The organism is Candidatus Corynebacterium faecigallinarum (assembly GCF_052264515.1).
Taxonomy (GTDB): Bacteria; Actinomycetota; Actinomycetes; order Mycobacteriales; family Mycobacteriaceae; genus Corynebacterium; species Corynebacterium faecigallinarum.
Genome location: NZ_JBQQOC010000015.1, coordinates 26,387 through 39,903, shown reverse-complemented (window position 1 = coordinate 39,903; position 13,517 = coordinate 26,387). Strand labels below are relative to the sequence as shown.

General features: G+C 66.8%; 12 protein-coding genes. 7 read left to right on the top strand and 5 right to left on the bottom strand.

The features are described 5' to 3' along the window. Nucleotides 1-145 precede the first annotated feature (145 nt). The 3 genes from ACTXPP_RS09190 to ACTXPP_RS09180 all read right to left on the bottom strand — a co-directional run bounded on the left by ACTXPP_RS09190 (nt 146) and on the right by ACTXPP_RS09180 (nt 4,429). Complete coding sequence (locus tag ACTXPP_RS09190; protein WP_443341878.1) at nt 146-2,608, bottom strand: HAD-IC family P-type ATPase; 2,463 nt, start codon at nt 2,606-2,608, stop codon at nt 146-148. 13 nt (nt 2,609-2,621) lie between these two features. Continuing rightward, nucleotides 2,622-3,449, bottom strand: a complete 828-nt coding sequence (locus ACTXPP_RS09185; protein ID WP_443341876.1) for an enoyl-CoA hydratase — start codon at nt 3,447-3,449, stop codon at nt 2,622-2,624. 104 nt (nt 3,450-3,553) lie between these two features. Further along, nucleotides 3,554-4,429: an aldo/keto reductase gene (locus ACTXPP_RS09180; RefSeq protein WP_301496277.1), complete on the bottom strand. Its 876-nt coding sequence runs from the start codon at nt 4,427-4,429 to the stop codon at nt 3,554-3,556. A 131-nt stretch (nt 4,430-4,560) separates the two neighbouring features. On the opposite strand from ACTXPP_RS09180, the gene ACTXPP_RS09175 reads away from it, so the two are divergent. The 4 genes from ACTXPP_RS09175 to ACTXPP_RS09160 are packed head-to-tail and all read left to right on the top strand — an operon-like array spanning nt 4,561 to nt 7,658. After that, the gene (locus tag ACTXPP_RS09175) at nt 4,561-4,839 is read left to right on the top strand and encodes a helix-turn-helix transcriptional regulator (protein WP_301496279.1); all 279 of its coding nucleotides are present in this window, start codon (nt 4,561-4,563) and stop codon (nt 4,837-4,839) included. Further along, nucleotides 4,836-5,525: a hypothetical protein gene (locus tag ACTXPP_RS09170; RefSeq protein WP_443341874.1), complete on the top strand. Its 690-nt coding sequence runs from the start codon at nt 4,836-4,838 to the stop codon at nt 5,523-5,525. The genes ACTXPP_RS09175 and ACTXPP_RS09170 overlap by 4 nt, the downstream gene beginning before the upstream one ends. Then, nucleotides 5,506-6,405: an ABC transporter ATP-binding protein gene (locus ACTXPP_RS09165; RefSeq protein ID WP_443341872.1), complete on the top strand. Its 900-nt coding sequence runs from the start codon at nt 5,506-5,508 to the stop codon at nt 6,403-6,405. Before ACTXPP_RS09170 ends, ACTXPP_RS09165 begins: the two co-directional genes overlap by 20 nt. Further along, the gene (locus ACTXPP_RS09160) at nt 6,402-7,658 is read left to right on the top strand and encodes an ABC transporter permease (protein WP_301524652.1); all 1,257 of its coding nucleotides are present in this window, start codon (nt 6,402-6,404) and stop codon (nt 7,656-7,658) included. Before ACTXPP_RS09165 ends, ACTXPP_RS09160 begins: the two co-directional genes overlap by 4 nt. A gap of 63 nt (nt 7,659-7,721) precedes the next feature. On the opposite strand, the gene ACTXPP_RS09155 is transcribed toward ACTXPP_RS09160, so the two are convergent. Both ACTXPP_RS09155 and ACTXPP_RS09150 read right to left on the bottom strand, forming a co-directional pair. Continuing rightward, the gene (locus ACTXPP_RS09155; RefSeq protein ID WP_119005582.1) at nt 7,722-8,081 is read right to left on the bottom strand and encodes an FKBP-type peptidyl-prolyl cis-trans isomerase; all 360 of its coding nucleotides are present in this window, start codon (nt 8,079-8,081) and stop codon (nt 7,722-7,724) included. A 174-nt stretch (nt 8,082-8,255) separates the two neighbouring features. After that, nucleotides 8,256-9,551 (bottom strand): citrate synthase, encoded by a 1,296-nt coding sequence (locus tag ACTXPP_RS09150; protein WP_301497427.1) that lies wholly within the window; start codon nt 9,549-9,551, stop codon nt 8,256-8,258. A 390-nt stretch (nt 9,552-9,941) separates the two neighbouring features. Between ACTXPP_RS09150 and serC the strand changes: the two genes are divergently transcribed. The 3 genes from serC (at nt 9,942) to ACTXPP_RS09135 (ending at nt 13,514) form a co-directional block, all read left to right on the top strand. After that, entirely contained in the window at nt 9,942-11,075 is a 1,134-nt protein-coding gene (serC, locus tag ACTXPP_RS09145; RefSeq protein WP_301497425.1) for a phosphoserine transaminase, read from the top strand. A 276-nt stretch (nt 11,076-11,351) separates the two neighbouring features. Next, nucleotides 11,352-12,581: a septation protein SepH gene (sepH, locus tag ACTXPP_RS09140; RefSeq protein WP_443341870.1), complete on the top strand. Its 1,230-nt coding sequence runs from the start codon at nt 11,352-11,354 to the stop codon at nt 12,579-12,581. A 3-nt stretch (nt 12,582-12,584) separates the two neighbouring features. After that, nucleotides 12,585-13,514, top strand: coding sequence for a DUF6928 family protein (locus tag ACTXPP_RS09135; RefSeq protein ID WP_443341869.1), 930 nt, complete (start codon nt 12,585-12,587; stop codon nt 13,512-13,514). The last annotated feature ends 3 nt before the right edge of the window (nt 13,515-13,517 follow it).

The following is a 13,517-nucleotide window of genomic DNA, read 5'->3' as shown; positions in this document are numbered from 1 at the left end:
ATCATGCACCCACATAGGTGACATGTCAACTATATGACGGGTTACCGCGCGGCCGCGCTCACGCCCCCGCGCAGCTTGACCTCGCGCAGGATCGTCAACCGGTGGAGATCCAACATGGGTCCAGCGTAACCGGCAGGCCCGGGTCCTACCCGCCGCGCGAGAGCTGCCCGTCGCGGGATGCCCGCCAGCGGCTCAGCACCCGGTGCATGATCTCGATGATCACCGCGCCACCGGCACCGACCAGCAGGCCGGTCACGATCAGCTCGGTGTCCCCGATCTCCAGCAGCACCAGCTCACGGATGAACGGCACCGTGAAGATCAGCAGGTAGGCGGCCACACAACTGCACAGCAGCACCACCTTCCACCAGTTCAGCGGACGCGCCACAATCCCCAACACCCACAGGCCCATCACGATCAGCGCAACCAGCACCGCCGTCCCGGCCTGATCCCGTTCGATCGTCGGGGCGTCCCCACCGGGGTAGACCAGGATCCACATCAGCACCGAGATACCGCCGACGAGCACACCGGCCGGTATCGCCAGGGACAGCACCCGGGAGACGAAGCCGTCCCGAGGACGTTCATTGTTCGGCGCCAGCGAAAGGACGAACGCCGGGATGCCGATGGTGAACCAGCCGGTGATGGTCACATGGATCGGCTGGAAGGGGAAGGAGATCCCCAGCACCGCCACCACGATCGCCAGCACCACCGAGTAGACCGTCTTGGTGAGGAACAGGTTCGCGACGCGCTCGATGTTGCCGATGACCCGGCGTCCCTCCCCGACGACCTTCGGCAACGCGGAGAACTTGTTGTTCAGCAGGACGAGCTGCGCCACGCTGCGGGTCGCCGGTGCGCCGGACCCCATCGCCACACCGATGTCGGCCTTCTTCAACGCCAGGACATCGTTCACCCCGTCACCGGTCATCGCCACGGTGCGGCCCTCCCGGTGCAGTGACTCCACCATCTGCCGCTTCTGCTCCGGGCCGACGCGTCCGAAGACATTGGCGCGGGCGACCTCGGCATCGAACTCCTCCTCGCCCAGGTCGCCGAGTTCCCGGGCGTCAACCGCCACGAGCTCCCGGTCGGTCGCGCCCCGGGCGACCGCGGCCACGGAATCCTGGTTGTCGCCGGAGATGATCTTCACGTCGACGTCCTGCGTCTCGAAGAAGTCGACGGTCTCGCGGGCGTCGGGACGCAGCTCCTGGCTCAGGGTCACCAGCACCGGGTCCTCGAGCACCGGGGCGCCCTCCATCCCGGAGTCCTCGCCGGGGGCGTCCAGGGTGCCGTCGACGCGTCCGAACGCTAGGACGCGCAGGCCCTCATCGCCGAGTGCTGCGGCGGTGTCCGCCGCGGTGGTACCGGACGTCAGCAGGACGTCCGGAGCACCCATGATCCATGCCGCATCCTCGGTCTGGACGCCGGAGTACTTCCACTTCGAGTTGAACGGGATCTCGGTCCCGTCCAGTGGCTGCGCGGCCTCGTGATCTGCGGCCTCGTGATCTGCGGCCTCGTGATCGGTGGGATCTGTGAAATCGCCGAGTCCGTCGAGGATCGCCTCGGAGGTGCCGTTGTGCTCCTCCTGGGCGGCCAGCATCGCGACCAGCTCCGCCCGGCGCGATGCCTCGACCGGGGAACCGTCGGCCAGCGACACCTCGTCCAGGACCATCTTGTTGGTGGTCAGTGTGCCGGTCTTGTCGGTGCACACCGTATTCACCCGGGCCAGGCCCTCGATGGCGACCAGCTCATTGACCAGCGCCTTGTACTGGCCGAGCCGGATCACACCGGCGGCGAAGGCGATGGAGGTCATCAGCACCAGGCCCTCGGGGATCATCGGCACGATCGCCGCCGCCATCGACAGGATCGACTCGCGCAGACCGGTGCCGGAGCGCACCAGCTGCGTCCAGATCGTGAGGATGCCGGTCGGGATCAGCAGCCAGGTGATCACCTTGAGGATGCTGTTGATGCCGCTCATCAGGATCGAGTCGGTCAGCGAGAACTCGCTGGCCTCACTGGCGAGCTTGGCGGCGTAGGCCTCGTCGCCGACCTTCTCGGCGATGAACACCCCGGAGCCGCCGGTGACGAAGGACCCGGAGAGGATCTCGTCGCCTTCATACTTGTGCACCGCATCGGCCTCACCGGTGAGCTGGGATTCGTCGACGGTGAGTTCGCCGCGGACGACTGAGCCGTCCACCACAATCTCGTCGCCGGAGCGCAACAGGATGAGGTCGTCGGCGACGACCTCGGACTGGTGCACGGTGATCTTCTCCCCGTCACGCAGCACCGTCGGCTGGGTCTCCCCCACGATCCGCAGGTTCGCCAGGGTGCGTTTCGCCCGGAGTTCCTGGATCATGCCGACCGCGGAGTTGGCGATGATCAGCAGACCGAAGGCCGCGTTGATCCAGGAGCCGGTGGCCAGCACGATCGCGGCGAGCACGCCGAGGATCGCGTTGACCCGGGTGAAGACATTCGCCCGGGTGATCTGCCAGACGCTGCGTCCGGTACTGCGCCGCACCTGGTTCGTCCGGCCGTCGTGCTTGCGCTGGGCGACATCCTTGCTGCTCAGCCCCCGGTGGAGGTCCGGGGTGCCGGAATCTGCCGCTGTGTCTGTCATTTCCCCTGCACCTCTAGCGGCCCAGGAACTCCGGCGGACGCTTCGCTGCACGGGCGGCGCGAGCTTCGGCGGCGTCCTCGCTGACCCAGCAGGCACTGCCGAGCATGTCCATCTCGGCGAGCAGTGCCTTGCTCGGCTCAGTGTGGGAGGGGTTGTTCAGCACCAGCTTGAAATGGTGCATCGACATCGGCGCCAGCCCGGCGATGTGGTGGGCGAAGGCGAGGGCCTCGGCGGAGTCGCCGGCGCGGGTGGCGAACCCGCTGGTGACCGCGGCCTGCTGGTCGACCTTCTCACCGGCGATCAGGACGTTGCGCGCGCCCGAGCCGCCGAGCAGTTCGACCGCGCGGCTGATCGTCCAGCGGTCCAGCGCGAAGCCGTGGTTCACCGCCGGCACCCACGCCTTGGCACCGGGCCCCATGACCCGCAGGTCACAGGACAGCACCAACTGGCAGCCCGCGCCGACGGCCGGGCCCTGGACATCGGCGATGACCGGGAAAGGCACCGAGGAGATGGCGGCGATCATCTTCTCGACGGTGGCGAAGAATCCGGCGGCGTAGGCCCCGCCCTTCAGGTTCGCCCCGGCGCAGAACGCGGGTCCCTCGCCGCGGATCAGGACGGCGCGCACAGGAACCTCGGCCTCGCCGGACGCAACGGACGTGCTCGGCGCACCCGGCGCGTCCGACCCGTCGCCGGCGAGCTCCTCCAACGCTGCGGCGATCGCCGTGCACAGCTCGGCGTCCAGGGCGTTACGACGCTCCGGGCGGCACAGGGTCAGGATCGCGACCTTTCCGTCCCGCTCGACCCGAAGTCCATCACTGACGGTGGTGTCTGTTGCTGCCACGACTGCTCTCTCCGACTCTCGTGCCGGGCACTGACGCCAGTGCCCCTTCTGAGGTTCCATTGTTGCCGAATGCATCTCCGGCTGCAGCGACAGGGGGTGGGGTACTAGTTCTCCGGGGTGTCGCGCGGGTCCGCGCCGACGCGACCGGCAGCTGTCTCGTCGTCGTCGAGGGCGGTGATCGCGTCGATGTCGGCGGTGGTGAGCTCGAAACCGTCGACGTCCAGGTTCTCGCGCACCCGCTCGGGCTTGCTGGAGCGGGGGAATACGACAATGCCCTGCTGCAGATGCCAGCGGATGATGACCTGGGCGGGAGTGACCCCGTGGGTCTCGGCGATGCCGGCGATGACCGGGTGGTCGAGCAGACCGCGCCCCAGCGGGGTCCAGGACTGGGTGACGATACCGCGCTTGGAATCGTCGGCACGCTGTGCCCGCTGCGAGAGCCCCGGGTGCAACTCGATCTGGTTGATGGCCGGGACGACGCCGGTCGCCTCGGTGATCGCGTCGAGGACCTCAGGGTAGAAGTTCGCCACACCGATACTGCGGGTCTTGCCTGCGGCACGTAGGTCGATCAGCGCCTTCCAGGAGTCGACGTAGCGCTCCTCGTGCGCCGACGGCCAGTGGATGAGGTAGAGGTCGACGTAGTCCAGCCCGAGGTTGCCCAGGGAGGCCTCGATGGCCTTCTTCGCCGAGTCGAAGCCCTGGTCGGAGTTCCACAGCTTGGTGGTGATGTAGAGGTCCTCGCGGGTGACCTCGCCGTCGGCGATGGCGTCGGCGACGGCGCGTCCGACGTCCTTCTCGTTGCCGTAGATTGCGGCGGTGTCGATGTGTCGGGCGCCGGCGGTGATGGCGGCGCGGACCGAGGAGTAGGCGTCCTCCGGGGAGAGTTCCCAGACACCGAGGCCGAGCTGGGGGATATCGTGTCCGTCGTTGAGGGTGATGGGGTTGGTCTTGAAGTCTGTCGTGCCTGTCGTGTCAGTCATGCTGGCCAGCGTAGGATGCTTTGCCGGTTCACGCACGGATCGATTCATCGCGACCGGTTGAGCAGCCGACTGCGCGGGACTGTGGTCGACAAACCTTGACAAAGCGTTGGGTTTATACAACACTTTGTCTTATGTCCCCGAAGAAGAAGCCTGCCGAGCCGATCCACAACCGGATCCGTGTGCTGCGTGCGGAACGGGACATGTCACGGGCGCAACTCGCTGAACTTCTCGACGTCAACCCGCAGACAGTGGGCGCTCTGGAACGCGGCGACCACTCCCCCAGTCTCGACCTCGCCTTCCGCGTCTGTGAGACCTTCGGGCTTCCCGTCGAGGCCGTGTTCAGCCGCACCGAGTTCTCCCCCATGTCCAGCGCGATCTACTCACGAGGCGAAAGGAAGGAACTGTCATGAAGGACCAGACACTCATGTCCAGACTGTCCTCCCGGGCGACCGGACGCTCCCGTCGCCAGGCGGACAACTGGCGACAACGGGAGGCGACCCTGGCGACCTCACTGCCGAGGTGGCGCACCGAAGCTCGTACCCACCTGCTGATCCGAGTCTTCCTCGGGTGCCTGGCCTTCGGCGTCGTCACCGCGATCGTCCAGATCTTCTGGTTCCCGTTCCTCTTCGCCTGGCTGCCATTCACCCTTGCCACGTGCATCAGTTGGACGATGCTGCGCATCGTGGTCAACACCCGCGACGTCGCACCGGCCGAGGAACTCGACGAGTACGAGAACGAGGTCGTGCGCACCTGGCAGGTCGCCGCCTACGGAATGTTCAGCACGTTCACCCTGGCGGTGGCCTTCTACATGGTCTTCCTGCCGGTCATCAACCCGGACGGCCTCGACCACTGGATCTACAGTGGAGGCCTGTTCACCATCCTGGGCCTCATGGCCATCATCGCGATGCCCACCATCGCCTACGCCACCACCTTCGGCCCGGTCCCGGCCCCCGGGACCACCCCGCCGGAGGACGCTGATGCCGAGCAGGATGACACCAACAGCGGCCCCGACCCTGGCACGACCGCCGATACCGACACCAGTACCGACACCACCACCCCGACCAGAGGAGCACCGCATGCCCACCCTGGAGCTTGATCAACTCAACAAGACCTTCGGTGCCGGAGACACCGCCGTCCGAGCACTGACCGACATGAGCTTCACCGTGAACACCGGCGAGGTCTACGGCTTCGTCGGATCCAACGGCGCAGGCAAATCCACCGCCATGCGCATCGCACTGGGTGTGCTCGCCGCCGACTTCGGCGAAGCCCGGGTGGACGGTGTCCCCGTCAACGACGACATCCGCCGACGCATCGGCTACATGCCCGAGGAACGCGGACTCTACGACAAGGAAGGCATCCTCGACCAACTGGTCTTCTTCGGACGCCTCCACGGCATGACCAAACAGGCCGCCACGGCGTCAGCCACAGCCCTGCTCGAACAGCTCGGACTCGGCGAACGCATGGTGTCCAAGCTGCAGGAGCTGTCACTGGGTAACCAACAGCGCGTCCAGCTGGCCGCCTCGCTGGTCCACACCCCGAACATCCTCATCCTCGACGAGCCCTTCAGCGGCCTCGACCCCGTCGCCGTCAACGTGATGAGCGACCTGCTGCTGCAGAAGGCGAAGGAAGGCGTGCCCGTGTTGTTCTCCTCCCACCAGCTCGACCTGGTGCAGCGACTCTGCGACCGGGTGGGCATCATCACCCACGGCCAGATGCGCGCCGAAGGCACCGTGGACGAACTGCGCAACCGCGGCCCCGTCCAGTACGAAGTCACCACCGCTGCCCGGGGCTGGTACCCGGCCGGCACCACCCTGATCGAAGACGCCGGAGCGTCCGTCATCCTCGACGCGTCCGACGCCGGTGAAGGTGCCGACCAGGAGATCCTCCACGCCGCCCTCGAGTGCGGCCCGGTCCACGGCTTCATCCGTCGCGTCCCCGATCTCAACGATCTGTTCAAGGAGGTCGTCGCAGCATGAGTACCCACACCAGCCCGTCCCCGTCCCCCACTCCCACCGGCTCCGCCACCTCGGACGCCTCGGACACACTGCCGTCCTACTCCCGACTCAGCGCGATCACGACCGTCACCGGTCGCGAGGTACAGGTCGCGGTGAAGAACAAAGGCCTGATCGCCACCTTCATCATCATGCTGGTTGTCGTCATCGCCGGCGTGGCCGCGCTGGCCTACTTCACCGGCCGCGACAGTGACGACCCCTCCCTGGTCGTCGCCGGCACCGACTCCACCTCCGTCACCGCCGTGGTCGGAGACAGCCTGGACATCTCCGAGGCCGCCGACCGGGACGCTGCGGTGTCCGCCGTCGAGGACGGCAAAGATGCCGCTCTGGTCTACGCCGACGGACAGTTCGAGCTGATCAGCGACGGAGAGCCCGACACCACCATCGCCGCGGCAGCCCAGGCCGCCGCGTCCAACCTCGCCCAGAATGAGGCCCTCGATGCCGTCGGGGTGGATCCGCAGGACTTCACAGAGGCCCTGCCGGACGACACGCTGGTCACCACCGACCTGGCCGACGAGGCCACCGACGAAGACTTCGGTGCCGTGGTGCTCATCATGCTGGGCATCATGGTGCTGATGACCTTCATCATCACCTTCGCCGGCAATGTCGGCGGTCGAGTCACCGAGGAGAAGGCGTCGCGGGTCGTCGAGATCATCCTGGCGACCATCCGGCCGATCGACCTGCTGGTCGGCAAGGTGCTGGCAATGCTCATCGTCGGTTTCGTGAGTACCGCCATCATCCTCGGCGTCGCCTTCGCCGGCCTGGCGATGACGGACATGTTGGACGAGGTCTCCCTCGACCCGCTGGCCCTGGTCCTCCTCCTGGTGGCGTTCATCCTGGGCATGCTGTTCTTCAGCTCACTGTATGCCGCCGCCGGTGCCCTGGTCAGCAAGGCCGAGGACCTCAACAGCACCCAGACCCCGGTGATGCTGCTGTGGTTCGCCACCCTGTTCCCGCCGATCTACGGCCTCAACTTCCTGGATTCCGCCGTGATGCAGGTGCTGTCCTGGATCCCGCCGGTGTCGATGGGTACCGCGCCTATGCAGTACGTGGCCGGCAACTGGAGCCTGTGGATGTTCCTGGCGTCCTATGCCGTGTTCATCGTGGCCACCGCACTGCTGTTGCTGTTGGTGGCCCGGATCTACCGCGGGTCGATCCTCTACAACGGCAAGAAGATGTCCTGGCGCGCGGCGTTCTCCTCCGGAGGCGCGAAGTAACGCAGTAACGCCAGAGACCCCGTCACCCGTGGAAGGTGACGGGGTCTCTTGCGTGGGGTAAGACTAACGCGCGTCGATCAGGTCGATGATGAAGACCAGGGTGCGCCCGGCGAGCGGGTTGCCGGCGCCGGCGGGGCCGTAGGCCAGCTCCGGGGGGATGGTCAGCTTGCGGCGGCCGCCGACCTTCATGCCGGGGATGCCTTCCTGCCAGCCCTGGATCAGGCCGGACAGCGGGAACTCGATGGTCTGGCCACGGTCCCACGAGGAGTCGAACTCCTGGCCGGACTCGTAGTCCACGCCCACGTAGTGAACCTCGACCATGCCGCCAGCCGCAGCCTCTGCACCGTCACCGAGCGTGATGTCCTCGATGATCAGCTCGGACGGCGCGGGGCCGGACTGCGGGTCGATGGTGGGCTTGCTCATGCGGTAGCTCCTAGTTGTCGCGAAGAGTTGTCTCGGAGAGTAGTCGTGAAAAAAGACTGCAGAGTGTCGTTTCTAACCAGTTCAGTTTAGCAGGGGCCCACGGAAAAACCCGGCCCTCCACACAACATTCGTGTGGTGGACCGGGTTGTCAGCGACCGACGCCGGCGGAGCGTCCTATCGCTTGTCGCGGGGGACGAACTCGCGGTAGTTCTCGCCGGTGTAGATCTGACGCGGGCGGTTGATCTTCGCCGTCGGGTCGTTGATCTGCTCCAGGTAGTGGGCGATCCAGCCGGGGATGCGGCCCATGGCGAACAGGACGGTGAAGAAGTCCGCCGGGAAGCCCATGGCACGGTAGATCAGGCCGGTGTAGAAGTCGACGTTCGGGTAGAGCTTGCGGGAGATGAAGTAGTCGTCGTTGAGGGCGATCTCCTCCAGCTTCATCGCGAGGTCGAGCAGGTGGTCGCCACCGAGGTGCTCGAGGATCTCGTGGGTGGACTCCTTGACGATCGCGGCACGCGGGTCGTAGCTCTTGTAGACGCGGTGACCGAAGCCCATGAGCTTGACGCCCGGCTCCTTGTTCTTCACGCGGGTCATGAAGTCGGTTGCGTCGCCACCGTTGGCGTCGATCTCCTCGAGCATCTCGAGGACGGCCTGGTTGGCGCCACCGTGCAGCGGGCCGGACAGGGCGTTCACGCCAGCGGCGATGGAGGAGTAGATGTTGGCCTGAGCCGAACCGACCATACGGACGGTGGAGGTGGAGCAGTTCTGCTCGTGGTCGGCGTGCAGGATCAGCAGCTTGTCCAGGGCCTTCGCCAGCACCGGGTCGACCTCGTAGTCCTCGGTCGGGTAGCCGAACATGTTGCGCAGGAAGTTCTCACGCGCGTTCAGCTTGTTGTCCGGGTACATGTAGGGCTTACCCTTGGACGCACGGTAGGCGTAGGCGGCCAGCATCGGAACCTTCGCCATGAGGCGGTAGGTGTTCTTCAGCTGGAAGTCCTTGTTCAGCGGGTCGAGCTCGTTCTCGTAGTAGGTGGCGAGAATGTTGACCGAGGATGCCAGGACGTTCATCGGGTGCGCATCGCGCGGGAAGATCTTGAACTGGCTCTTGAAGTCCTCATCCAGCAGGGTGTGCTTGCGGATGTTGTCGTTGAACTCGTTGAGCTGGGTCTCGTTCGGGAGCTCACCGTTGATCAGCAGGTAGCTCACCTCGTTGAAGGTGGCGTTGTTGGCCAGATCGGCGATGTCGTAGCCGCGGTAACGCAGGATTCCAGCGTCGCCGTCGATGTAGGTGATCTCGGAGAAGGTGGACCCGGTGTTCACGTAGCCCGGGTCGATCGTGGTCATACCGGTCTCGGCGAGCAGCTTGCCCAGCGCGAATCCGGAGTTACCCTCCTTCGCCTCAACGATCGGCATCTCGTACTCACCACCGGGGTAGTGGAGAACGGCCTTGTCCTGGTTGTCGGAAGCCATTGACATCCCTTTCGTAATTCAGGTGCTTCGGTGCTTTCGGTTGTGTCCACAGGCGGGGGTGAGCCTGCCTGAAGCCCGCATCGACTCGTCCGGCCTGCGCCGACATGTAGGCTCAGTAAACCGTGAGATCGTGGGATAGGACACACTCTACCGAATGGGCGGGCCGGGCAACACAGTAGGGTCATACGGTATCCCCTTTTTTCACCCCCAATGTCCCACTGACAACCCCTTCGGACCCCCAACTTCCCGCGGGTAGGGACAAGGTGTTCCACTGACAGCGGGCGAGGGACTAGGCTGTCCGACGTACCAGTTCCACCCCGACGGCGGCATGCTCCCGACTCGGCTCACTAGGAACCCCTACGAACAAGGACTAGAAGAGTACCCACGATCATGAGCGACCAGTTCCCCACCCTGCCTGAGAACCTCCTCCCCTCCGACGGCCGTTTCGGCTGCGGCCCCTCGAAGGTACGTCCCGCACAGCTGGAGGCGATCGTCGCCGGCGGCAGCGACGTCATCGGCACCTCCCACCGCCAGCCGGCGGTGAAGAACCTCGTCGGCTCGGTCCGTGAGGGCCTGGCCGACCTGTTCAACCTGCCCGAGGGCTACGAGATCATCACCTCCCTCGGTGGGGCGACGGCGTTCTGGGACTCCGCGTCCTTCGGCCTGATCCGCAACAAGTCCGCGCACCTGACCTACGGCGAGTTCTCCGGCAAGTTCGCCACCGTCTCCAAGAAGGCCCCGTGGCTGGACGCCCCGGAGGTCATCGCCAACGAGCCGGGCACCGCCCCGTCCCCCAGCGCCCTCGACGGTTCGGACGCCGACCTTGTCGGCTGGGCCCACAACGAGACCTCCACCGGCGCAATGGTCCAGGTCGCCCGCCCGAAGACCGACGCCCTGGTCGCCATCGACGCCACCTCCGGCGCTGGCGGCCTGCCCGTCGACATCGCCGAGACCGACGTCTACTACTTCTCCCCGCAGAAGTGCTTCGCCTCGGACGGTGGCCTGTGGTTCGCCGCCTTCTCCCCGGCCGCCCTGGAGCGTGTCGAGGAGATCGCCGCCACCGACCGCTACATCCCGGCCTTCCTGGACCTGAAGACCGCCGTGGACAACTCGCGCAAGAACCAGACCTACAACACCCCGGCCGTCGCCACGCTGCTGATGCTGGACAACCAGGTCAAGTGGATGAACGACAACGGTGGTCTGGACGGCATGGTCGCCCGCACCTCGGAGTCCTCCTCGACCCTCTACAACTGGGCCGAGTCCCGCGCCGAGACCTCCCCGTTCGTTACCGACGCCGCCAGCCGTTCGCTGGTCGTCGGCACGATCGACTTCGACGACTCCATCGACGCCGACGTCATCGCCAAGACTCTGCGCGCCAACGGTGTCCTGGACACCGAGCCCTACCGCAAGCTGGGCCGCAACCAGCTGCGCATCGGCATGTTCCCGGCCATCGAGCCGGACGACGTGCACACCCTGACCAAGGCGATCGACCACATCCTCGACTCCGGCATCGCCACCAAGTAGGAGCCGCCGGGCGGGGTGGAGTCGGCGCATCCGCCCGAGTGGCCGCCGGTCGCTCCACCGACTGCAGGATAACCATGCCCCCAGGCACGTTTTCCGCGCGAAACCGTACCTGGGGGCATGGTCATTTGGGTCGTGGCTGTGTGGGAGCATCGTGTTTCGGGTGCGTGGCTACATGCGACCGGGAGCTACCGGCGCCCCACGTCGCTACAGCGCGACCACCTGTTTCTGCGCTACAGTTGCCGTAATCACCACAGCATGAAGTCACGGAGGTCACCGATGCAGGAACTGCAGTTCGTCCAGGACGACAGCGACCCCTCATCCCTGGTGCTCCGCGCCGTCGACGGCGACCAGGAGTTCTTCCTGCCCGTCACCGACGAGCTGACCGAGTTCCTGGACATCGCCGTGGAACTCTCCGCCCAGGATGCCCCGTCCGACACCGGGACCACTACCAGAGTCTCAGCGGCCACCGACCAGGCAGCACAGGATGCCGCAGCCGTTGTCAGCACAGACAGCGCAGGCAGCGCAGACAACACAGGCAGCGCAGGCAGCGCAGGCGTTGTCGAGGACGGCAATGACAGTGATGGCGAGGACGCCGCAGTCGAGGCACACGGGGACAGGCCTGCCGGGGACGCGTTGAGCGCAACCAACACCCCGGCCGAGAACGTGCCGCACAAGGAGCGGATCCACCTGCGCCCCCGCGAGATCCAGGACCGGATCCGCCACGGCGAGACGGTCGAGCAGATCATCGCCGCCACCGGCATGGAGGAGCGCCGTGTCCGCCCCTACGCCGCGCCGATCGACATGGAGCGTGCCCGCATCGCCGAGCTCGCCCGGGACGCCTACCCGGTGCGTTCGGACGGCCCGGCCGACCAGCCCCTGCGCGAGGTCCTGGCCACCGCCTTCGGCGCCCGCGGCGAAAGCCTGCGCGCCTCGACGTGGACTGCGGCGATGGACAACTCCGACCACTGGGTCGTCTCGGTGTCCTGGGCGAAGGGCAACCGGCCGGGGGGGACCCGGTTCATCGCGGACTTCCGCTACATCCCGGCCGACCAGGACCCTGCGACGGCGGTGCCGGTGAACTCGGTGGCCTCCGACCTCATCGACCCCCGGTTCGAGCGTCCGGTGCGCACCGTCTCCCCCCTGATCCCCGCCAGTCGCCAGGACTCCGGTGAGGAGCCCTACGGTGACGATGATCCCGGTGCCGCCGCAGCAGAGGCCGCAGCCGCCGCGGGCTGGGGCGAACCTGCCCCCTCCCAGGACGACCCGGGCAACAACGCAGACGCCGATACGAACACCGGCGCCGGCGGAGACGCTGCGGCCGACCCGGCCGCTGATGATCAGGCCAACGCCCCCGTCGACCTCTTCGGCGACCGCACAGACCGGGCCGATCATGCCGAGGACGGTCGTCCCCGCCGCAAGAAGCAGGCGGTCACCCCGCATTGGGAGGACGTCCTGCTCGGCGTGCGCACCAACCCGCGCGCCAACGGCCGGAACCGGAAGAAGTAGCCGGTGGGAGCCTCCGCCGGGTCGTCGTCGACGACCATCACCACCATGTGGTTCGTCACCGCCGCCGTCCCCCGGGACGTGCTGACCGCCGAGCCCGCCGCCGACCGTGGTTTCGCTCGAAAGTACCTCGCCCAGCTGGCCGTGGAACTACCGGACGCCGGTTTCTCCGCCCCGGTGCACATCGGCGACTTCGACATGAACCGCTCCACCCCTCCGAGCCCGGACGAGTTCTACATCGGCGGCTACGCAGGCCTGTCGGTCGTGCAGACCGTGATCCCCGGGCTGACCAAACTCTCGGAGATTCCGGCACCCTACCTGGGGCTCGTCGCCGCCGCGGACATCTACGCCACCTGCCGCACGCCGGACGACCCGTCCGGCCTCGGCGGTTTCGCGCACTGGTCCGGCGGCACGCTGAAGCGGGCGTTCACGGCGACCCGGGAGACCGTCCACGAGGACACCGGCCTACCGGAGTCCTTCGAGGCACCGTTCTGGGAGGGCAACGAGGAGACCACCGGCATCCAGCTGCCGTTCATCCCCGGCAAGATGGGGGACGCCGCCATCGGCCACTGGCTGGGTTTCCGGGTGGCGCGGGACGGCCTGGACATCCCGGTGTCCGCCTTCGCGGTGGACGGACGCCCGGCCCAGCGCTCCCGCCCGGCGGGCCGTCCCACCGCCACCACATCAGCGGCGGGGTGGGGATCTGCGTCGGCATCTGGGGCGGCCGGCGACGGGGCCGACTACGACGTCTACGACGACTACGCCGAGGCGAAGGCCCCCTCCAGCCGCGACACCGGTGAACTGCTGCGCAGTGCGGCGGGGTCGGTGTTCACCGGGGTCGGCAACGGTGTCCGTGCCAGCGCGAAGTTCCTGCGCACCGGGGCGAACCGGATCGGCGATGAAGTCCGGCGCCGCGCCCGCAACACCGGACGCTAGTAC